The 20,312-nt window shown below is 74.6% G+C and carries 15 protein-coding genes; 11 read left to right on the top strand and 4 right to left on the bottom strand.

Annotation, left to right across the window (positions count from 1 at the left end; genetic code table 11):
* Positions 1-4: 4 nt before the first annotated feature.
* A complete protein-coding gene (locus KBX37_RS05170; protein ID WP_374103658.1) occupies positions 5-610 on the top strand; it encodes a Trp biosynthesis-associated membrane protein in 606 nt (201 codons plus the stop codon).
* Here KBX37_RS05170 and KBX37_RS05175 read toward each other — a convergent pair.
* Positions 603-881 carry a hypothetical protein gene (locus KBX37_RS05175; RefSeq protein WP_154943793.1) on the bottom strand — a complete coding sequence of 93 codons (279 nt, stop codon included), beginning with the start codon at positions 879-881 and terminating at the stop codon, positions 603-605. The genes KBX37_RS05170 and KBX37_RS05175 overlap by 8 nt on opposite strands.
* 485 nt (positions 882-1,366) lie before the next feature.
* Here KBX37_RS05175 and trpC point away from each other — a divergent pair, with 485 nt between their 5' ends.
* From trpC to trpA, 3 genes are read left to right on the top strand one after another with little or no spacing between them, the layout of a single operon-like run.
* Positions 1,367-2,170, top strand: a complete 804-nt coding sequence (gene trpC / locus KBX37_RS05180) for an indole-3-glycerol phosphate synthase TrpC (RefSeq protein WP_210774795.1) — start codon at positions 1,367-1,369, stop codon at positions 2,168-2,170.
* A gap of 41 nt (positions 2,171-2,211) precedes the next feature.
* Complete coding sequence (gene trpB, locus KBX37_RS05185; protein WP_210774774.1) at positions 2,212-3,444, top strand: tryptophan synthase subunit beta; 1,233 nt, start codon at positions 2,212-2,214, stop codon at positions 3,442-3,444.
* A 4-nt stretch (positions 3,445-3,448) separates the two neighbouring features.
* Positions 3,449-4,252, top strand: coding sequence for a tryptophan synthase subunit alpha (gene trpA, locus KBX37_RS05190; RefSeq protein ID WP_210774775.1), 804 nt, complete (start codon positions 3,449-3,451; stop codon positions 4,250-4,252).
* A 126-nt stretch (positions 4,253-4,378) separates the two neighbouring features.
* On the opposite strand, the gene KBX37_RS05195 is transcribed toward trpA, so the two are convergent.
* Positions 4,379-4,942, bottom strand: coding sequence for an NUDIX hydrolase (locus tag KBX37_RS05195; RefSeq protein ID WP_210774776.1), 564 nt, complete (start codon positions 4,940-4,942; stop codon positions 4,379-4,381).
* A gap of 103 nt (positions 4,943-5,045) precedes the next feature.
* Between KBX37_RS05195 and lgt the strand changes: the two genes are divergently transcribed.
* Positions 5,046-6,230 (top strand): prolipoprotein diacylglyceryl transferase, encoded by a 1,185-nt coding sequence (gene lgt / locus KBX37_RS05200; RefSeq protein ID WP_210774777.1) that lies wholly within the window; start codon positions 5,046-5,048, stop codon positions 6,228-6,230.
* An 11-nt stretch (positions 6,231-6,241) separates the two neighbouring features.
* Positions 6,242-7,432, top strand: a complete 1,191-nt coding sequence (locus tag KBX37_RS05205) for an NAD(P)/FAD-dependent oxidoreductase (RefSeq protein ID WP_210774778.1) — start codon at positions 6,242-6,244, stop codon at positions 7,430-7,432.
* Between the two features lie 94 nt (positions 7,433-7,526).
* On the opposite strand, the gene KBX37_RS05210 is transcribed toward KBX37_RS05205, so the two are convergent.
* The gene (locus tag KBX37_RS05210; RefSeq protein WP_210774779.1) at positions 7,527-8,369 is read right to left on the bottom strand and encodes a GNAT family N-acetyltransferase; all 843 of its coding nucleotides are present in this window, start codon (positions 8,367-8,369) and stop codon (positions 7,527-7,529) included.
* A 146-nt stretch (positions 8,370-8,515) separates the two neighbouring features.
* Here KBX37_RS05210 and gltB point away from each other — a divergent pair, with 146 nt between their 5' ends.
* From gltB to KBX37_RS05230, 4 genes are all read left to right on the top strand, one after another.
* Positions 8,516-13,171: a glutamate synthase large subunit gene (gene gltB, locus KBX37_RS05215; RefSeq protein WP_210774780.1), complete on the top strand. Its 4,656-nt coding sequence runs from the start codon at positions 8,516-8,518 to the stop codon at positions 13,169-13,171.
* Positions 13,164-14,702, top strand: a complete 1,539-nt coding sequence (locus KBX37_RS05220; RefSeq protein ID WP_210774781.1) for a glutamate synthase subunit beta — start codon at positions 13,164-13,166, stop codon at positions 14,700-14,702. Before gltB ends, KBX37_RS05220 begins: the two co-directional genes overlap by 8 nt.
* A 255-nt stretch (positions 14,703-14,957) precedes the next feature.
* Positions 14,958-16,520 carry an MFS transporter gene (locus KBX37_RS05225; protein WP_210774782.1) on the top strand — a complete coding sequence of 521 codons (1,563 nt, stop codon included), beginning with the start codon at positions 14,958-14,960 and terminating at the stop codon, positions 16,518-16,520.
* A gap of 316 nt (positions 16,521-16,836) precedes the next feature.
* Positions 16,837-17,358 (top strand): hypothetical protein, encoded by a 522-nt coding sequence (locus KBX37_RS05230; RefSeq protein WP_210774783.1) that lies wholly within the window; start codon positions 16,837-16,839, stop codon positions 17,356-17,358.
* Positions 17,359-17,674: 316 nt separating this feature from the next.
* Here KBX37_RS05230 and KBX37_RS05235 read toward each other — a convergent pair whose 3' ends face one another.
* Entirely contained in the window at positions 17,675-19,216 is a 1,542-nt protein-coding gene (locus KBX37_RS05235; RefSeq protein ID WP_210774784.1) for a M1 family metallopeptidase, read from the bottom strand.
* A 198-nt stretch (positions 19,217-19,414) separates the two neighbouring features.
* On the opposite strand from KBX37_RS05235, the gene KBX37_RS05240 reads away from it, so the two are divergent.
* On the top strand, positions 19,415-20,212 hold the full coding sequence (locus KBX37_RS05240; RefSeq protein ID WP_210774785.1) for an SGNH/GDSL hydrolase family protein: 798 nt from the start codon (positions 19,415-19,417) through the stop codon (positions 20,210-20,212).
* Positions 20,213-20,312: the final 100 nt, after the last annotated feature.

Below are 20,312 nucleotides of genomic sequence, written 5' to 3' on the forward strand. Positions count from 1 at the left end.
TCCGGTGGGCAGTCCGGACACCCCCGCCGCGCCGGACATCCCGGCCGCGGCGGGTACGCCGGCCGCGTCGGGCCGGCGCGAGTTGACGTACGCGGTGCTGCTCTGCCTGGCCGGGGCGGGCCTCGCCTTCTGGGCGGCGACCCGGACCTGGTCGGTGGAGGTGACCCCGCGCGGATCGCTGCCGTCGGCGCGGGAGGGGCGCACGGGCGCCGACCTGCTGCCGTGGCTGTCGGCGTTGGCGCTGGTCGGGCTGGCCGGGGGCGGCGCGGTGCTGGCCACCCGGGGCCGGGTCCGGCGCCTGCTGGGCGGGCTGCTGGCCCTGCTCGGCGCGGCGGTGGCGGCGGGCGGCGGCTACGGGCTGGTCGCCGCGTTCGACGGCGAGGTGAGCCGGCAGTGGCCGGCGTTCTGCCTGCTCGGCGGGGTGCTGGCGGCGCTCGGCGGCGCGCTCACCGCGGCGCGCGGTCAGCGTTGGCCGGCGATGGGCGCCCGGTACGAGCGCCGCGCCGGCGCCGAGGCGCCGGCGGGGGCCGACGGGCGCCCGGCCACCGAGCGGGGCACCCGCGAGGCGTGGGACGCCCTCGACCGGGGCGAGGACCCGACGGTCAGCTGACCGGCTGGCGCTCGCGGACCTCGCGGCGGTCCCGGGCCGCGGCCCGGGCGGCGGCCAGCTCGGCCACCAGGCGGTCCAGCTCGGCCCGCTGGTCGGCGCGGGCCCGGTCGGCGCAGACCGCCTCCCAGGCGTTGCCGCGCGCGGTACGCACCCGACCCTCGCCGACCACGGCGCGTTCCAGGGTGTGCACCACGCCGACGGCCAGCGAGGCGACGGTGCGGGAAAGGGTGGTCAGTCCGAGGGCGGTGGAGTTCGGCCCGGTCGTGCTCATGAGGTCACCCCGCAGGAGGAGTCCGACGTCTCGGCAGGCGCGTCATCGAGTCTGCCCGGTGGACACGTTGCCCGGCTCACGTTTCACCGTGGTGACGGGCGAATCAACTGTCCGTCGGAGCGAACGACCAGGGTAGGGCCGTTCTTCCTTGACCTTCGTCACAGCATCGACGGGCGTCGCCGTGCTGCGGGGACCGGGCGGCCGTGCTCTCATGGTCCATGGGCCACGGTGGATGCGCGCGCGACGACCGGGAGCGGGGCGTGCAGGCCGGTCGACGGGCATCGTGGCGCTGTGTGACATCGCGTTCACCGAAGTCGGCCATCATGCCACAGCCCATTTCGTGAGGAGCGCCATACCCCCGGCACCCGTCGTCACCTGGCGCCCCCTAGCATCGGCCCATGACACCCGGAGAGGGGAGTCCGTTGGTGACTGCTGAGCATGCGCACGCGGAGGGGGACGAGGCCGGTTCGGCGGCGTCCGGAAGCGTGCTCGACGAGATCCTGGCCGGCGTCCGGGAGGACGTGGCGCGGCGGCAGGAGCAGGTTCCGCTGGAGCGGATCCGCGAGCTGGCCGCCGCCGCACCGCCGCCGCTGGACGCGTACGCGGCCCTGCGCCGGCCCGGGGTGGCCGTGATCGCCGAGGTCAAGCGTTCCTCGCCGTCCAAGGGCCGGCTGGCCGAGATCGCCGACCCGGCCGACCTGGCCGGGCAGTACGCCTCCGGCGGCGCGCGGGCGATCAGCGTGCTGACCGAGGGGCGCTGGTTCGGCGGTTCGCTGGACGACCTGGCCGCCGTCCGGGCCGCCGTCCGGGTCCCGGTCCTGCGCAAGGACTTCGTGGTATCCAGCTACCAGGTGCACGAGGCGCGCGCGCACGGCGCCGACCTGGTGCTGCTGATCGTCGCCGCCCTCGAACAGAACGTGCTGATGGGTCTGCTGGAGCGGATCGAGTCGCTCGGCATGACCGCCCTGGTCGAGGTGCACGACGAGGAGGAGGCCGACCGCGCCCTGGAGGCCGGCGCGCAGGTGATCGGGGTCAACGCCCGCGACCTGCGTACCCTGGAGGTCGACCGGTCGGTCTTCGAGCGGATCGCGCCCGGCCTGCCCAGCAGCATCGTCAAGATCGCCGAATCCGGCGTGCGTGGCCCGCACGACCTCATCCGGTACGCCTCGGCCGGCGCCGACGCCGTGCTGGTGGGCGAGGGCCTGGTCACCCAGAAGAGCCCCCGCGAGGCGGTCGCCGAGCTGGTCAACGCCGGCAACCACCCGGCCACGCCCCGCCCGGTGCGCTGAGCCCGCCCCGGGAGACGTCAGCAGCGAGAGGACACACCGCGATGAGCGCCAACGCCTCGGCCCCGGCCGGTCAGCTTCCCGACGCCGCCGGTCACTTCGGTCGCTTCGGCGGCCGGTTCGTGCCGGAGGCGCTGGTCGCGGCGCTGGACGAGCTGGACGCCGCGTACCGCAAGGCGATGACCGACGACGCGTTCCTCGCCGAGTTCGACGCCCTGCTGCGCGACTACGCCGGCACCCCGTCGCTGCTCTACTCCGCCGAGCGGTTCTCCGCGAAGGTGGGCGCCCGGGTGCTGCTCAAGCGGGAGGACCTCAACCACACCGGGGCGCACAAGGTGCGCAACGTGCTCGGCCAGGCGCTGCTCACCAGGCGGATGGGCAAGAAGCGGGTGATCGCCGAGACCGGCGCCGGCCAGCACGGCGTGGCCACCGCCACCGCCGCCGCCCTGTTCGACCTCGAGTGCGTGGTCTACATGGGCGAGGTCGACACCCAGCGGCAGGCGCTCAACGTGGCCCGGATGCGGATGCTCGGCGCCACCGTCGTCCCGGTCACCACCGGCTCGCGCACCCTCAAGGACGCGATGAACGAGGCCATGCGGGACTGGGTGGCCAACGTCGACGACACCCACTACCTGATCGGCACCGCCGCCGGCCCGCACCCGTTCCCGGAGATGGTCCGGGACTTCGTCCGGGGCATCGGCGAGGAGGCCCGCCAGCAGTGCCTCGACCTGACCGGCGCGCTGCCGGACGCGGTCGCCGCCTGCGTCGGCGGCGGCTCCAACGCGCTGGGCATCTTCCACGCCTTCGTCGGCGACACCGACGTGCGGCTGTACGGCTTCGAGGCCGGCGGCGACGGGGTGGAGACCGGCCGGCACGCGGCCAGCATCACCGGCGGCACCTCGGGCGTGCTGCACGGCACCCGCACGTACGTGCTCCAGGACGCCGACGGCCAGACCATCGAGTCGCACTCGATCTCCGCCGGGCTGGACTACCCGGGCGTCGGGCCGGAGCACGCCTGGCTGCACGACAGCGGCCGGGCCACGTACGAGCCGGTGACCGACGCCGAGGCGATGGCCGCGTTCGAGCTGCTCTGCCGTACCGAGGGGATCATCCCGGCGATCGAGAGCTCGCACGCGCTGGCCGGCGCGCTGCGGATCGCTCCCCGGCTCACCGCCGAACTCGGCCGGGAGCCGGTCATCGTGGTCAACCTGTCCGGTCGGGGTGACAAGGACGTGCACACCGCCGGCGAGTACTTCGGCATCCTCGACAAGGAGTGACAGCGTGAGTCGGATCGGGGTGGCCTTCGACAAGGCCCGCGCCGACGGGCGGGCCCTGCTGGTCGGCTGCATGCCGGCCGGCTTCCCGACCGTCGAGGGCAGCATCGCCGCGATGACCGCCATGGTCGAGGCGGGCGTCGACGTCATCGAGGTGGAGATCCCCTACTCCGACCCGGTGATGGACGGGCCGGTGATCCAGAAGGCCAGCGACATCGCCCTGGCCGGCGGGGTCCGCACCGCGGACACCCTGCGGATCGTCGAGGCGGTCGCCGCCACCGGCGCCCCGGTGGTCACCATGACCTACTGGAACCCGATCGAGCAGTACGGCGTCGACGCGTTCGCCCGCGACCTCGCCGCCGCCGGCGGCACCGGCCTGATCACCCCGGACCTGATCCCCGACGAGGCCGGCGAGTGGCTGGCCGCCTCGGACGCCCACGGCCTGGACCGCACGTTCCTGGTCTCGCCGTCGTCCACCGACGCCCGGCTGAAGATGACCGTCGAGCACTGCCGGGGCTTCGTCTACGCCACCGCGATCATGGGGGTCACCGGCGCCCGGGCGCAGACCTCGGAGGCCGCGCCGGTCCTGGTCTCCCGGCTCCGCGAGGTCACCGACCTGCCGGTCGGCGTCGGCCTCGGCGTGGGCACCGGCGCCCAGGCCGCCACGGTCGCCGGGTACGCCGACGGCGTGATCGTGGGCAGCGCCCTGGTCCGCTGCGTGCTCGACGCCCCGGACCCGGCCGCCGGGCTGGCCGCGCTGCGCACGCTCGGCGCCGAACTCGCCGAGGGCGTCCGCCACCCCGTCCGCTGACCCGGCGGACCCCTCGCCCCGCCGGCCGCCTCGACATCGGTCGCGTCGAGTCGCCGTTTCGGCGATATGGCGGCATCCTCGTCCCCCGGAAGCCGCCACGTCGGCGACATCGCGGGGCCGCCACGCTCAGGTGTGGGGTCTCGGGACCGGCGCGGCGCGCGGGCCGGGCGGCACCGTCCCACCGCCAGGTGTCGGCAGGGCGCTCCCGTCCGCTGCTGGCGGAGGAGCGGGCTCCGGCATCCCCGCCGGGCGCAGGTCCCGCAGCACCCCGGAGCGTCCCGCCGACGCGTCCGCGACGGCGGCGCGGGTCACCGGGGTGACCTCCTCGGGCAGCTGGTCCGGCCGGTGCCAGCCGAGCGCGCAGCCGGCCGGCGCGTCGCCTGCCGGCCGCTGAGCCGGGCGGGCGCGGAAGACGTGCACCAGCACGTCGGGCAGCGGCCCGGGCCCCGGCGCAGCCCGCCCGCACGGGGCATCGCTGAGGTGGTAGATCCCCACCAGGTCGGTCACCTCGACCCGCCACCCGGTCTCGGCCAGGATCTCTCCGGTGACCGCGCCGATCGGGCACTCCGGGCGGCGTGGCCGGCCGCCCGGCAGCCCCCAGCGTCGGGACGGCCCACCCGCGCGGCAGAGCAGCACCCGACCGGCCTCGTCGGTCAGGACCGCGGCGACCGCCCAGGTGAGCGTGCTCATGGACAAAGAGCGTACGGGCCGGCAAACCCGAAGTCAGCCGGCGCGCGAACCGCGCCGGACCGGGGTGCCGCGGATGCGGTCCGCAACGGTAGCCTTTGCAGCCGTGACCCTCGCCTCGTTGAGCCCCCAGGCGGCCCTGCCGAGCCCGACCACCGCGGTCTGGCAGCTCGGGCCGGTGCCGATCCGGGCCTACGCGCTCTGCATCATCCTCGGCATCGTGCTGGCCTGCTGGGTCACCGAGCGCCGGCTGCGCCAGCGCGGCGTGGCCCCGGGCGCGGTGCTCGACATCGCGGTCTGGGCGGTGCCGGCCGGCATCATCGGCGCCCGGATCTACCACGTGATCACCTCGCCGGAGAAGTACTTCGGCGCCGGTGGCGAGCCGCTGAAGGCGTTCGCCATCTGGGAGGGTGGCTTGGGCATCTGGGGCGCGGTGGCCGGCGGCGCGGTCGGCGCCTGGATCGCCGCCCGGCAGCTCGGCATCCCGTTCGCCGTGGTGGCCGACGCGCTCGCTCCCGGCCTGCCGCTGGCCCAGGCGGTCGGCCGGTTGGGCAACTGGTTCAACAACGAGCTCTACGGCGGCCGCACCACGCTGCCCTGGGGGCTGGAGATCCACAAGATGGACCCGGCCGACCCGGGCCAGGCGCAGCGCGACCCCGCCGGCCAGCCGGTCCTGGAGCCCGGGCTCTACCACCCGACGTTCCTCTACGAGGCGCTGTGGAACGTCGGCGTCGCCGCCCTGGTGTTCGCCCTCGACCGCCGGTTCAAGCTGGGCAGGGGTCGGGCCTTCGCGCTCTACGTGATGGGCTACACCGTCGGTCGGTTCTGGATCGAGCTGATGCGCACCGACGAGGCGAACGAGATCCTCGGCGTGCGCGTCAACGTCTGGACCGCCGCCCTGGTCTTCCTCGGCGCGCTGATCTACTTCCTCCGGGTCCGCGGTCCCCGCGAGTACCTGATCCCGGTGGGCGTGCCGGCCACTCCGGTGCCGCCGGCCGGTGGGGACGTCTCCCAGGTCGACCTCTCCCGCACCGAGAACGGGCCCCGGGCGGTTGCCCCGGAGGGCTACCGGACGGTCAGCGAGGAGCAGTTCCAGGCGTACCGGGAGACCGGCGAGGTCCCCGACGAACCCGCCGCCGAGGAGACCACGGCGACCGACGACGAAACCCCGGCCGACGACGAGGCCGCGCCCGCCGACGACGAGGCCGCGCCGGTGGGCGACGGCGACGTCCCGGAGCGGGACGACCGGGCGGGCGCTGCCGGCGCCCGGCCGGCTGACCGGGACAGCTGAGCGGGGCGGGGATGCGCACCGCGGTGGTGGTCGGCGCCGGCCTCGGCGGGCTGGCGGTGGCCGGCACGCTGGCCCGCTCCGGCTGGCAGGTCACCCTGCTGGAACGGGCGGACCGGGTCCGTCCGGAAGCCACGGCCGTGGTGCTCTGGCCCAACGGGGTACGCGCGCTGCAGGCGCTCGGCCTCGGCGCGGGCCTGGACGCGATCGCCACCCCGCTGCCCGACGCCGGGGTGCGCCGCCCGGACGGGCACTGGCTGGTGCAGCCGCGCCCGACGCCGGCTGACCGGATGCCGGTGGTGGTGCACCGGGAGGACCTGCACGACGCGCTGATCGCCGGGCTCGGCGACCGGGTGGAGCTGCGCACCGGCGTGGCCGTGGACACCGTCCGGGTCCGCCCCGGCCAGCGGCCCGCGGTGGGCACCGCCGGGCACCTGGTCGAGGCCGATCTGGTGGTCGCGGCCGACGGCACCGACAGCGCGGTACGCCGCCAGCTGGCCCCCGCCTCGGCGGTGATCAGCTCCGGCTGCGCGGCCTGGCGCGCGGTGATCCCCTGGTACCGGGCGCCCCGGCTGCCGGCCGACCAGCCGCTCGGCGGGGAGGTGCTGGGGGCGGGCTACCGCTTCGTGGCCGCCTCGCTGGGCGAGCGTGGCTCCTCCGGCGCCTCCCGCCGGGGCGGCATCTACTGGGTCGCCACCGCCGCCGGAGCGCCCCGGCCCGAGCCGCCGGAGACCCAGCTCGCCCTGCTCAAGCGCTGGTACGCCGGCTGGCCCGCGCCGATCGGCGAGCTGCTGGACGCCACCGAACCGGCCGACCTGGTGCAGCAGGAGGTCCGCGAGCTGCGCCCGCTGCCCCGGGCGTACGGCTTCCCGGCCGGCTCCGGTGGCGTGGTGCTGCTCGGCGATGCGGCGCACGCGATGCCACCGCACCTGGGGCAGGGGGCCTGCCTCGCCTTCGAGGACGCGGCCACCCTCTCCTCGCTGCTGCGCGAATCCCGACTGCCCGACGCCGTGCAGGCGTACGACCGGTTGCGCCGCCCGCGCGCGGCGACGGTGGTCCGGCAGACCCGCCGGATGTCGGCGGTCCTCCAGGCCCGGGGCCGGCTGGCCCTGCGCGCCCGCGACGCCGCCCTCGGCACGATAAGCCCCCGCCTGCTCTCCAGCGCCGCCTCGTCGGCCGCCCAGTGGCGCCCCCCAACCCCCTGACCCCCGCCCCCGTTGACCATGAGGTTGGCCGGGCTCGCCTCGGCGTGTCGCGCCGCCAACCTCATGATCAACTCGTGGCGGCCGGGCGCGGTGGTCAGATGAGGGCGGTGGGTTCGGCGATGCAGGCGGTGCCGACGCGGCGGAAGCCGACCCGGAGGTAGACCCGGGCGATCTCCTCGCTGCCGGCGGAGAGGAAGACCAGGTCGGTGCCGGCGGCCAGCAGTTCGTGGGCGAGGGTGGCGGTGACCGCCGCGCCGAGGCCCCGGCGGCGGGCGGCCGGCAGGGTGGCCACCCCGGCGATCTCGGCCACGTCGTCGACCCGCATCGCCATCCCGCTGGCCAGCGCCCCCTCCTCGGACGTGCCGGCCAGCACCGACAGCCGGCGGCCGTCGGCGAGGCGGGTCCGCTCCTCGTCCAGCGCCGCCACGTCGAGTTCGGTGATCGCGGCGTCCCGCTCCGCCGGGCCTGCCTCGCCGCGGGCCGTGCCGGCGGCGGCGAAACCGACCGCGGCGACCGCGCGGCGGGCGGCCACGTCGGCGGCGAAGCCGGGCGCGTCCGGGTCCAGCACCCGCACCGGTACGTCGGTGAGCGTCGCCGGGTCGGGCAGGGCGGCCGGGTCGAGCACCATCAGCGGCGCCTCCAGCACGCTCAGCCCCGCCGCCCGGGCCACCGCCAGCAGGTCGGGCGTGGTCTCGTGCACCCACTCCAGGGCCTCGGGCAGGCCCAGCTCGCGCTGCCGCTCGCGGACGGCGGTCACGTCGGCCAGCGACGGGGGTGCGGTGGCGTCGAGGCGGGGTCGGGCGTAGAACGGCCAGCCGACCCCTTCCCGCACGAAGAGCACGAGCGCGCCGTGCTCCTCCCCGCGTGCGACGTCGCGGGGCACCGCGTCGTAGAAGCGTTCCAGCCGGGCGAGGATTTCGCTGCGCAGGGGATCCACCGCGCGAGACTACCTGTCCCAGAGTCTGGAAGGTGTGATCAATCTGCACTGGCCTTGCGCGGGTCTCCCTAACGTAGACTCAATAAACCGCCAAGGGCCGACGTCGTCCCGACCATGATCCAACCTGAGTGACGACAGGAGGCCCGGTGGCCTTTCCGTACCCTCACAGCCCGCAGTCGGCCCCGCCCCCGGCCGGTCTCTACGACCCCGCCAACGAGCACGACGCGTGCGGCGTGGCCTTCGTCGCGGACCTGCACGGCCGGCGCTCCCACGCGGTGGTGGCGGGCGGCCTCGGCGCGCTCTGTCGCCTGGACCATCGGGGCGCCCGGGGCGCGGAACACAACACCGGTGACGGCGCCGGGATCATGATCCAGGTCCCGGACGCCTTACTGCGCGCGGTGGTCGACTTCCCGCTGCCGCCGGTCGGCCAGTACGCCACCGGCCTGGTCTTCCTCCCCGACGACGACGCGGCGGAGGCCCGCGCCCGGCAGGTGGTGGAGAAGTACGCCCTGGTGGAGGGGGCCGACCTGCTCGGCTGGCGGGACGTGCCGGTCGACCCGAGCGGGCTGGGCGAGACGGCGCTCGCGGCGATGCCCCGGATCCGTCAGGTCTTCCTGGCCGCGCACCGGCTCACCGACACCCCGGCCGGCCCGGCCGGCTCGCCGCTGACCGGCCTCGACCTGGACCGGGTGGCGTTCTGCGTGCGCAAGCAGGCCGAGCGGGAGAGCGCCGAGCGGGGCGTGCCGGCGTACTTCCCGTCGCTGTCCTCCCGGACGATGACCTGGAAGGGCATGCTCACCCCGGACCAGCTGCCGGCGTACTTCCCGGAGCTGACCGACGAGCGGGTCGAGAGCGCGATCGCGCTGGTGCACTCCCGGTTCTCCACCAACACCTTCCCGTCCTGGCCGCTGGCCCACCCGTACCGGTTCATCGCGCACAACGGTGAGATCAACACCATCCGCGGCAACCGGAACTGGATGCAGGCCCGGGAGGCGCTGCTGCGCAGCCCCGAGATCCCCGGCCACATCCGGCGGATCTTCCCGGTCTGCACCCCGGGCGCCTCCGACTCGGCGAACTTCGACGAGGTCCTCGAACTGCTGCACCTGGCCGGGCGGAGCCTGCCGCACGCGGTGCTGATGATGATCCCGGAGGCCTGGGAGAACGACCCGGGCATGCGGGCGGACAAGCGGGCCTTCTACCGGTTCCACGCCAGCCTGATGGAGCCCTGGGACGGGCCCGCCTCGGTCGCCTTCACCGACGGCGAGATCGTCGGCGCGGTGCTGGATCGCAACGGGCTGCGCCCGGGCCGCTGGTGGCGGACCTCCGACGGCCTCGTCGTGCTCGGCAGCGAGGCGGGCGTGCTCGACCTCGACCCGGCCACCGTGGTCGCCAAGGGGCGGCTCCAGCCGGGCCGGATGTTCCTGGTCGACACCGTCAACGGGCGGATCGTGCAGGACGACGAGATCAAGGCCGAGCTGGCCGCCGCCCGGCCGTACGCCGAGTGGCTGCACGCCGGGCTGATCGACCTGACCGACCTGCCGCCGCGCGAGCACATCGTCTACACCCACGACTCGGTACGCCGCCGCCAGCAGACCTTCGGCTACACCGAGGAGGAGCTGAAGATCCTGCTCGCGCCGATGGCCCGGCTCGGCGCGGAGCCGCTCGGCTCGATGGGCACCGACACCCCGATCTCCCCGCTGTCGACCCGGCCGCGGCTGCTCTACGACTACTTCCACCAGCTCTTCGCCCAGGTCACCAACCCGCCGCTGGACGCCATCCGCGAGGAGTTGGTGACCAGCCTGTCGTCGACCATCGGCCCGGAGGGCAACCTGCTCGACCCGGGCCCGGCGAGCTGCCGGCAGATCGTGCTGCCGTATCCGGTGATCGACAACGACGAGCTGGCCAAGATCCTCTCGATCGACGAGGACGGCGACCTGCCCGGCTTCAAGGCCGTCCGGGTCTCCGGGCTCTACCGGGTGCGGGACGGCGGCGCCGGCCTCAAGGCGCGGCTGACCGAGATCTGCCGGCACGTCTCGGAGGCGATCGAGGACGGCGTGCGGATCCTGGTCCTGTCCGACCGGGACTCCAACGCCGACCTGGTGCCGATCCCGTCGCTGCTGCTCACCGCGGCGGTGCACCAGCACCTGGTCCGCGAGCAGACCCGCACCCAGGTGGCGCTGATCGTCGAGTCCGGCGACTGCCGCGAGGTGCACCACGCGGCCGTGCTGATCGGGTACGGCGCGGCGGCGGTCAACCCGTACCTGGCCTTCGAGTCGGTCGAGGACATGATCTCCACCGGCGCGCTGGTCGGCGTGGACCCCGGCAAGGCGATCCGCAACTACGTCAAGGCGCTCGGCAAGGGCGTCCTGAAGATCATGTCCAAGATGGGCATCTCGACGGTGTCGTCGTACTGCGGGGCGCAGGTCTTCGAGGCGGTCGGGCTGCACACCCGGCTGGTGGACCGCTACTTCCGCGGCACCCCCAGCACCATCAGCGGCATCGGGCTGGACGAGATCCACGCCGAGGTGGCCGCCCGGCACGCGCTGGCCTGGCCGGCGCCGGGCGCGGAGACCTCCGACCGGTTGGAGGTCGGCGGCGAGTACCAGTGGCGCCGCGAGGGTGAGCTGCACCTGTTCAACCCGGAGACGGTCTTCCTGCTCCAGCACGCCACCCGCAGCCGCCAGTACGACGTGTTCCGGCAGTACACCGCCAAGGTCGACGAGCTGGCCGCGCGGGCCGGCTCGCTGCGCGGGCTGTTCACCCTGCGTACCGGGGTGCGCCCGGCGGTGCCGATCGACGAGGTCGAGCCGGCCACCGAGATCGTCAAGCGGTTCGCCACCGGCGCCATGTCGTACGGGTCGATCTCGGCGGAGGCGCACGAGACCCTGGCGATCGCGATGAACCGGCTCGGTGGCAAGTCCAACACCGGCGAGGGCGGCGAGGACGTCGAGCGGCTGTACGACCCGGCCCGCCGCTCCGCGGTCAAGCAGATCGCCAGCGGTCGCTTCGGCGTGACCAGCGAATACCTGGTCAACGCCGACGATCTCCAGATCAAGATGGCGCAGGGCGCCAAGCCCGGCGAGGGCGGGCAGCTGCCCGGCAACAAGGTCTGGCCGTGGATCGCCCGTACCCGGCACGCCACCCCGGGCGTCGGCCTGATCTCCCCGCCGCCGCACCACGACATCTACTCCATCGAGGACCTCGCCCAGCTGGTGCACGACCTGAAGTGCGTCAACCCGGCCGCCCGGGTGCACGTCAAGCTGGTCAGCGAGGTCGGCGTGGGCACCGTCGCGGCCGGCGTCGCCAAGCTCAAGGCCGACGTCATCCTGATCTCCGGGCACGACGGCGGCACCGGCGCGTCCCCGCTGAACTCGCTCAAGCACGCCGGCACCCCGTGGGAGCTGGGCCTGGCCGAGGCGCAGCAGACGCTGCTGCTCAACAAGCTCCGCGACCGGGTCACCGTGCAGGTCGACGGCCAGCTCAAGACCGGCCGGGACGTGCTGGTCGCGGCGCTGCTCGGCGCCGAGGAGTTCGGCTTCGCCACCGCCCCGCTGATCGTCGAGGGCTGCGTGATGATGCGGGTCTGCCACCTGGACACCTGTCCGGTCGGCATCGCCACCCAGAACCCGGTGCTGCGCGAGCGGTTCACCGGCAAGCCGGAATTCGTGGAGAACTTCTTCCTCTTCCTCGCCGAGGAGGTCCGCGGCTACCTCGCCGAGCTGGGCTTCCGCAGCATCGACGAGGCGATCGGGCACGCCGAGCTGCTCGACGTCGCCCCGGCGGTGCAGCACTGGAAGGCGCACGGGCTGGACCTGGGGCGCGTACTGCACCTGCCGGAGCTGCCGGCGGACGCCGCGCGGCGCGGTGTGCGGGCCCAGGACCACGGCCTGGAACTGGCCCTGGACAACGAGCTGATCACGCTCGCGCAGCCGGCGCTGCACGACGGCAGCCCGGTCCGGGTCGAGGTGGCGGTGCGCAACGAGCACCGCAGCGTCGGCGCGATGCTCGGCGGCGAGGTCACCCGCCGCTTCGGCGGCGCCGGCCTGCCCGACGACACGATCGAGTTCGCGCTGCGCGGCACCGCCGGGCAGTCCTTCGGCGCGTTCCTGCCGCGCGGGGTCACCCTGCGGCTGCACGGCGACGCCAACGACTACGTCGGCAAGGGACTCTCCGGCGGGCGAATCGTCGTCCGCCCGGACGCCGCCGCGCCGTTCGCCGACCCGGACGCCGCCGCCGGCGCCCGGGCCGAGGACCAGATCATCGCTGGCAACACCATCCTGTACGGGGCCACCGGCGGCGAGCTGTTCCTGCGCGGCCGGGTGGGGGAGCGGTTCGCGGTGCGCAACTCCGGCGCGGTGGCCGTCGTCGAGGGCGTCGGCGACCACGGCTGCGAGTACATGACCGGCGGCACGGTGGTGGTGCTCGGCGAGACGGGCCGCAACTTCGCCGCCGGCATGTCCGGCGGGACCGCGTACGTGCACCGGCTGGACACCGACCGGGTCAACGCCGAGCTGGTCGACCTGGTGTCGCTGCGCGACTCCGAGCGCGACCTGCTGCACGAGCTGGTGCAGCGGCACGTCGCGGAGACCGATTCGGTCCTCGGCGCGGAGCTGCTCAAGCGCTGGCCGGAGGCGGTGGAGGAGTTCACCGCGGTGGTGCCCCGGGACTACCGCCGGGTGATGGAGATCATGCGGGCCGCCGAAGCCGCCGGCCGTGATGTCGACGACGCGGTCATGTCTGCGCTGACCGCGCCGGTGCCGCCCGCCCCGCGGGCGGCGGCCCAGGAGGTGGCTCGTGCCTGACCCGAACGGTTTCCTGCGCTACGACCGGCGGCTGCCGGCGCGCCGCCCGGTGCCGGTGCGGATCAGCGACTGGCGCGAGGTCTACCCGCCGGCCGGCGAGGAGCTGATCCGCGAGCAGGCCACCCGGTGCATGGACTGCGGCATTCCGTTCTGCCACGACGGCTGCCCGCTGGGCAACCGCATCCCGGACTGGAACGACCTGGTCCGCACCGGCAACTGGGACGCCGCGGTGGAGTCGCTGCACGCCACCAACAACTTCCCGGAGTTCACCGGCCGGCTCTGCCCGGCGCCCTGCGAGGCCGCCTGCGTGCTCGGCATCGGCGGCGGGCAGCCGGTCACCATCAAGCAGGTCGAGGTGGAGATCGCCGACGCGGCGGTGGCCCGGGGCGGGCTGCGGCCCCGCCCGGTGCGGGCGCCGACCGGCCGGTCGGTCGCCGTGGTCGGCTCCGGCCCCGCCGGCCTCGCCGCCGCCCAGCAGCTCGCCCGCGCCGGTCACGCCGTGACGGTGTACGAGCGCGACGACGCGATCGGCGGCCTGCTCCGGTACGGCATCCCCGACTTCAAGCTGGAGAAGCAGCACATCGACCGGCGGCTGGCCCAGCTCGCCGCCGAGGGCGTCCAGTTCCGCACCGGGGTGGACGTCGGCGTGGACGTCACCGCCGAGCAGTTGCGCGCCGAGCACGACGCGGTGCTGCTGGCCTGCGGCGCGCTCCAGGGCCGGGACACTCCGGAGACCCCCGGGCGGCAGTTGCGCGGCGTACACCAGGCGATGACGCACCTGGTCGCCGCCAACCGCGTGGTCGCCGAGGCGGCTGCCGGCCGGCCCGGCGTCGCGGCGGCCGGCGACGGGCGTCCGGCCCTCGCGGTGCTGCCCGACGGCACCCCGATCGACGCCGCCGGCAAGCACGTCGTGATCATCGGCGGTGGGGACACCGCCGCGGACTGCCTCGGGGTGGCCCACCGGCAGGGCGCCGCCGGGGTGCACCAGCTCGACCTCTACCCGGAGCCCCCGCAGACCCGGGACGCCGCCCGGGACCCGTGGCCGACCTGGCCGTGGGTGCTGCGCAACTACCCGGCGCACGAGGAGGGCGGCGAGCGGGTCTTCGCCGTCGCGGTGCAGGAGTTCGTCGACGACGGCACCGGCCAGGTCAAGGGCGTACGGATCGCCGAGGTCAGCGTCGAGAAGCGGGACGGCCGGCGGATCGTCACCCCGCTGCCCGGCTCCGAGCGCGAACTCCCCGCCGACCTGGTGCTGCTCGCCATCGGCTTCGAGGGCACCGAGCAGCAGCCGCTGCTGGAGCAGTTCGGGGTGCGCCGCAACGCCCGGGGCGCGGTCGACGCCCGGCCGGACTGGCAGACCGACGCCGACGGTGTCTTCGTCGCCGGTGACATGCACCGGGGCGCCTCGCTGATCGTCTGGGCCATCGCCGAGGGGCGGGCCGCCGCCGCGGCGATCCACGCGTACCTGGGTGGGGTCGGCGAGCTGCCGGCCCCGGTGGACCCGGCGCGGCAGCCGCTCGCCGCCCGCTGACGACCCCGGCGGCGACCCCCGCCGCACCGACACCCCGGTCCGGACGTGCCGGTCCCGACCGGGGTGTCTGTCGTCGGCGTCCGGTCCGTCCCGGGGCCTGCCGGGCTGGCGGGGCCTGCCCCACGCCGGCGCCGTCGACCCGGTGAGTCCGCTCACGAAAGCCGCAAATCGGTTTAGCGCGCGGCAGACTTGGCCGCTGCCGAACCCGCCGTGGGTTCGGCTTCGTCATGTCGTCGTCTGGACGGGGAGGCCCTCGTGGCCCTCGGAAGCACGTTCGCCGCACTGCGTCACCGCAACTACCGGATCTGGGCCGGTGCCGGCTTCGTATCGGTGATCGGGACCTGGATGCAGGTGCTCGGCGTCAACTGGTACGTGCTCGAGGAGACCCGCTCGGCGACCTCGATGGGCCTGGCCGTCCTGCTCCAGGCCCTGCCGACGCTGCTGCTCAGCGTCTGGGGCGGGGCGCTGGCCGACCGGCTGCGGGCGAAGCCGGTGCTGATCGGCGCCCAGGCGGTTCACGCTCTGCTCGCCGCGGGACTGGCGGTGGTCGCCGTCACCGGCGTCGGCGGCCTCCCGGCGATCTACGCGATCGCGCTGGTGACCGGGGCGGTGTCGGCGATCGAGGGGCCGGTGTCGGGGCGCTGGTCCTCGACGCTGGTCGACCGGGCGGACCTCGGCAACGCCCTCGCGCTCGGCTCGCTGACCAACTCCGCCGGCCGCATCCTCGGCATGAGCGCCGGCGCCGTCGTGGTCGCCGCCGTCGGCCCCGCGCTGCTCTTCGCCGTCAACGCGGCCAGCTTCGTCGCGGTGGTCGGCGCCCTGTTCGCCGTACGCGAGGGGGAGCGGCACACCGGCGAGCCGGCGGCGGCCGATGCGGTGCCGGCGGACGGCGGCATCCGGGCCGGCTTCCGCTACCTGCTGCGCCAGCCGGTGGTGCTGGTCGCGTTGGCGCTGTCGTTCGTGCTGGGCAGCCTGGGCCGCAACTACCAGGTGACCATGGCGGCGATGAGTGACGGCCCGCTGGCCGCCGGGGCGTCGGGCTACGGCGTGCTCTCCACCGTCTTCGCGGTCGGCACGGTGCTGGGCGCGCTGGTGGCGGCCCGCCGCCGCGAGCTGGGCTACGGGCTGCTGATCTGCGCCGGCCTGCTGGCCAGCGTGTTGCAGATCGCCGCCGGGCTGGCTCCCGGCACGGTCAGCTTCGCCGCGGTGATCCTCCCGGTGGCCGCGGCGGCGGTGGTCATCGACACCACGGTCGGCGCCCGCGCCCAGCTCGACACCGACTACGCCATGCGCGGTCGGGTGCTGGCCGCCCTGGCGGTCACCGGCTCGGTCTCCGCGGCGGTCGGCGCGCCCCTGCTCGGTTGGCTCTCCGAGCACGCCGGCCCCCGGCAGACCCTGGTGCTGGCCGCCGCGGTGACCGCCGTCGCCGCGGCCGCCGCGGGCGTCGCCCTCGACGGGCTGCGCGACCACCGGCTGCGTCGCCGGGTCACCCTGGTGCTGGCCGCGCCCGTGGTGCGCCGCCCGGCCCGCCGGGTCGCCGCCATCGCCACCCGCGTCGTCCGGCCCGTCACCCGGCCCGCGACCCGGCCCGTGGCGACCGCCCGCCCGGCCACGACGCCCCGCCCGGCGGGGAGCCCGCCGCCCGGCTGGTACCCGGCGGCGGTGCGCCGGCCGGGGGTGGGGCGGCTGCCGTCCAGCCGACTGGTCCGGGCCGCAGCCGACTGCGCCGGCGGGGCGCCGGCCCGGTCCCGCCGTCGCCCCCGAATGGCCGGCGGCGCGGGCCTGGTCGACGTGCCCCCGCCCGACTGCCTGCCCTGAGGTGGCTCGACGCCGGGGTAGGGCGCGGGCGGAAGGGCTGTCGGTGTCGGCTGCACACCTGCCTCGGGCGGACCCGCCGACCCGGCTGCGCCTGGACCTCACCCGGTGCGACCCCGAGCGGTGTCGGGACGCTACGGACCTGTCGTAGCCGATTCACAGTGGCGACGCGGATTCCTCCGGTGGCCGCGTGGCCGTTCCTGGTGGAGTCACCGGGCGTGGCCGGGACCGGCTACCGGTGAGCCAGGTCATGAGGTTCGCCGGTGGATCAGGCGCCCACGGGACCGGGCGGCACGAAGATCGTCGTTACGCTCCGGCCATGGATACCGAGGAGCGGCTGCGGCGGATCCGCCGGTGGCTGTGGATCGTGCTGGTGGGTCTCTTCCTCAGTGGAGCGACCGCGTTCCCGCTGGAGATCGAGGTGCGCTGGCTGCTGCGCGCGCTCGACCCGCTCGCCGACGATCTGCCGGCGCTGGTCGGCTGGATCGAGCGGGTGCACACCGGGCTGGTGGAGACCGGCGACCGCTACCCGTTCATGCTCTACGGCACCGACTGGCTCGCCTTCGCCCACCTGGTGCTGGCGGTCGCCTTCTGGGGACCGCTGCGGGATCCGGTGCGCAACGTCTGGGTGGTACAGCTCGGCATGATCGCCTGCGCCGGGATCGTGCCGCTGGCGCTGATCTGCGGGCCGATCCGGGACATCCCGTGGTTCTGGACGCTGGTCGACCTCTCCTTCGCGGTCGGCGCCTTCCCGCCGCTCTGGTTCGCCTACCGGCACATCCGGGCGATCGAGGCCGCCGGCGCGCCGACCGCGCCGCCGGTGTCGGCGCCGGCGGCCTGACGCCGCGCCGGACGGCGTGAGTCGTCCACGTCATCAGGTCGGTAGCGTCTCGCGGACGGTCCGCACTCCAGGTGGTTGTCGCGTTGACCAGCGTCACCGACCGGCGTCACCGACCGGCGTCCGCGCTGACCGGCGTCCGCGCTGACCGGCGTCCGCGCTGACCGGCGTCCGCGCTGACCGGCGTCCGCGCCGAGCAATGCCCGCCCCGGCGTGTTCGGGCGAGCTGTTCCCGCCCGGATGGCGTTGCCGCCGAAACGGCGAACCGGCCGGGTGCCCGGCCCCCGGAAGGGGAGCGGGCACTCGGCCGGGCTGGGGGTCAGCGCTGCAGGAGCTGGTGCGCCTCGCGGATCTTCGTCCATGACTTCGGCTGCGCCGGGGCGGCCGCAGCCGTCGCGCGGGCGGCCGTGGCCAGTTCCGGACGGCCGGCGGTGAACAGCCAGGTGGTGAAGAGCTCGTCCAGGTCCAGTCCGGAGATCCGCTCCGCGAGGGCCTGGAACTGCGCCACCGTGCCGTTGCCGTACCGGTGCTCGGCGGTCCAGGCCGGCAGGATCTCGAAGAACGCCTCGTCGCCGACGGCCAGCCGGAGCTGGTGCAGCGCCATCGCGCCCCGGTCGTAGACCGCGTTGTCGAAGACCCGGTCGGCGCCCGGGTCACCCGGCCGCACCTGCCAGAACCCGGAGTCCTCCGGATAGGCGGCGTAGGTGAAGTCGAAGAGCTCCTGCGCGGTGCCCTCGCCCTGCTCCTCCGACCAGAGCCACTCGGCGTACGAGGCGAAGCCCTCGTTGAGCCAGATGTCCCGCCACTGCGCGACGGACACCGAGTCGCCGAACCACTGGTGGGCGTTCTCGTGCACCACCACGTAGGTGTTCGCGCCGCGGCGCCAAAAGCCCGGCCCGTACACCGGGCGGGTCTGGGTCTCCAGCGCGAAGCCGATGCCGTCGATCGGCCCGGCGACGCCGCCCTGGGCCTCGAACGGGTACGGCCCGAAGATGCCGCTCGCCCAGTCGACGATCTCGGCGGTCCGCTCGATGCTGGCCCGCGCGGCCGGCCCGCGCTCGCCCAGCGTGGCGCTGTACGCGTTGATCACCGGCTGCCCGTTCGGCGCGCTGTCGGTGACGATGTCGTACTGGCCGATCGCCAGGAACGCCAGGTAGGTGGCGGCCGGCTTGGTGCTGCGCCAGCCCCACCGCATCCGGTTGCCGGGCTCGGCCAGCGGCGGGCGGGGCTGCACGCCGTTGCTGATCACCTCGACCCCGGTGGGCACCGACACCGAGACGTCGAAGGTGGCCTTGTCCAGCGGGTGGTCGTTGGCCGGGAACCACCACCAGGCCGACTCGGGCTCGTTGACCGCCAGCGCGCCGTCGTCGGTCCGGGTCCAACCGGTGTAGCCGCCGACCAGGGTCTCCGACGGCACGCCGGAGTACCTGACCACGACGGTGAGCAGTTGGCCCTTCACGATGGCGCGCGGCGCGGTGACCACCAGCTCGTGCATGCCCTCGCGGGTGTACGCGGCCGACCAGCCGTTGACCCGGACGGACTCCACGTCGAGCAGGAAGTCGAGGTTGAAGCGGGACAGGTCCTGGGTGGCCGTCGCCAGGATGGTGGTGGTGCCGGTGAGCCGGTCGGTGGCCGGCTCGTAGCGCAGGCGGACGTCGTAGTGGCTGACGTCGTACCCGCCGTTGCCGTAGTCGGGGAAGTAGCTGTCGCCCAGGCCAGGGCTGCCGGGCGCCGGTGCGGCGGCGACCGGGACCGGCCGGCCCCAACCCGGTAGGGCGGCCTGGCCGGGGGTGCCGGTCACCAGGGTGCCGGCGGTGGTGACGGTCAGGGCGGCGATGGCCGCCGTGAAAACACGTCGCACGAGGTGGACTCCCTCCATCGGGGTGTTCGCAGGACGAACCTAATCGACGTTTGTGAACGTGTCCGCCCCGCGCGACGAGGTCAGCTGTTCACTTGATCTAAATGTTTCGATAGTATTACCGACTAGTAACAAGACCCACACCCCTGGCCAGCGCGCGGTCACGAGGATCCCACCACCCCTGCTCCGTGGAGGTCCGTGATGCCCCACCGCGCCCTGGCCCGCGCCGTCACCGCGCTGGTCGCCCTGTTCGCCACCGTCCTCGGCGTCGTGCTCGTCCCCGGCACCGCCCAGGCGGCCACCGTCAACTACGTCGCCCTCGGCGACTCCTACTCCTCCGGGGTCGGCGCCGGCCCGTACGACCTCTCCACCTGCCTGCGCAGCGAGAAGTCGTACGCCCCGCTCTGGGCCGCCGCCAACGCGGTGACCAGCTTCCGCTTCCCGGCCTGCGGCGGCGCGGTCACCGCCGACGTGATCAACAGCCAGGTCAACTCGTTGAGCACCAGCACCACGCTGGTCACCGTCACCATCGGCGGCAACGACGCCGGGTTCGCCGACGTCATCACCAGCTGCCGGTTCGGCAGCACCACCAGTTGCGTGAACGCCGTCAACGAGTCCAAGAGCTTCGCGACCTCGACACTGCCCGGCCGGCTCGACGCCACCTACGCCGCCATCCGCAACCGGGCCCCCAACGCCCGGCTCGTCGTCCTCGGCTACCCGCGGCTGTTCGAGACCAGCTACTGCGGTCTGCTGGCCATGAGCACGTACAAGCGCACCATCCTCAACGAGGCCGCCGACCTGCTCGCCACGGTCATCGCCGACCGGGCCCGCGCGGCCGGCGCCACCTTCGCCGACACCCGTCCCTTCTTCGCCGGTCACGGGGTCTGCGCCGCCGACCCGTGGATCCGGGACGTCTCCGGGGTCATCGAGGCCTACCACCCGAACGCCGCCGGCTACCGGTACGGCTACCTGCCGGCGCTGAACGCGGTGCTCGGCTGACCGACGCGCCCCGACGGCCGGCGGTCCCGTACCGGACCGCCGGCCGCCGTTGCATCCATCGCCGACAATGGAGAGTCCGTGGCTGCCCCGGACCCGGCGG

The organism is Micromonospora sp. U56, assembly GCF_018070095.1.
Lineage (GTDB): Bacteria > Actinomycetota > Actinomycetes > Mycobacteriales > Micromonosporaceae > Micromonospora > Micromonospora purpureochromogenes.

Excerpts from the sequence above, each read along its gene's own strand:
- KBX37_RS05175 (WP_154943793.1), bottom strand. The coding sequence starts at position 881 with ATGAGCACGACCGGGCCGAACTCCACCGCCCTCGGACTGACCACCCTT.
- trpB (WP_210774774.1), top strand. The coding sequence starts at position 2,212 with ATGAGCGCCAACGCCTCGGCCCCGGCCGGTCAGCTTCCCGACGCCGCC.
- KBX37_RS05195 (WP_210774776.1), bottom strand. The coding sequence starts at position 4,942 with ATGAGCACGCTCACCTGGGCGGTCGCCGCGGTCCTGACCGACGAGGCC.
- KBX37_RS05205 (WP_210774778.1), top strand. The coding sequence starts at position 6,242 with ATGCGCACCGCGGTGGTGGTCGGCGCCGGCCTCGGCGGGCTGGCGGTG.
- KBX37_RS05230 (WP_210774783.1), top strand. The coding sequence starts at position 16,837 with ATGGATACCGAGGAGCGGCTGCGGCGGATCCGCCGGTGGCTGTGGATC.
- KBX37_RS05240 (WP_210774785.1), top strand. The coding sequence starts at position 19,415 with ATGCCCCACCGCGCCCTGGCCCGCGCCGTCACCGCGCTGGTCGCCCTG.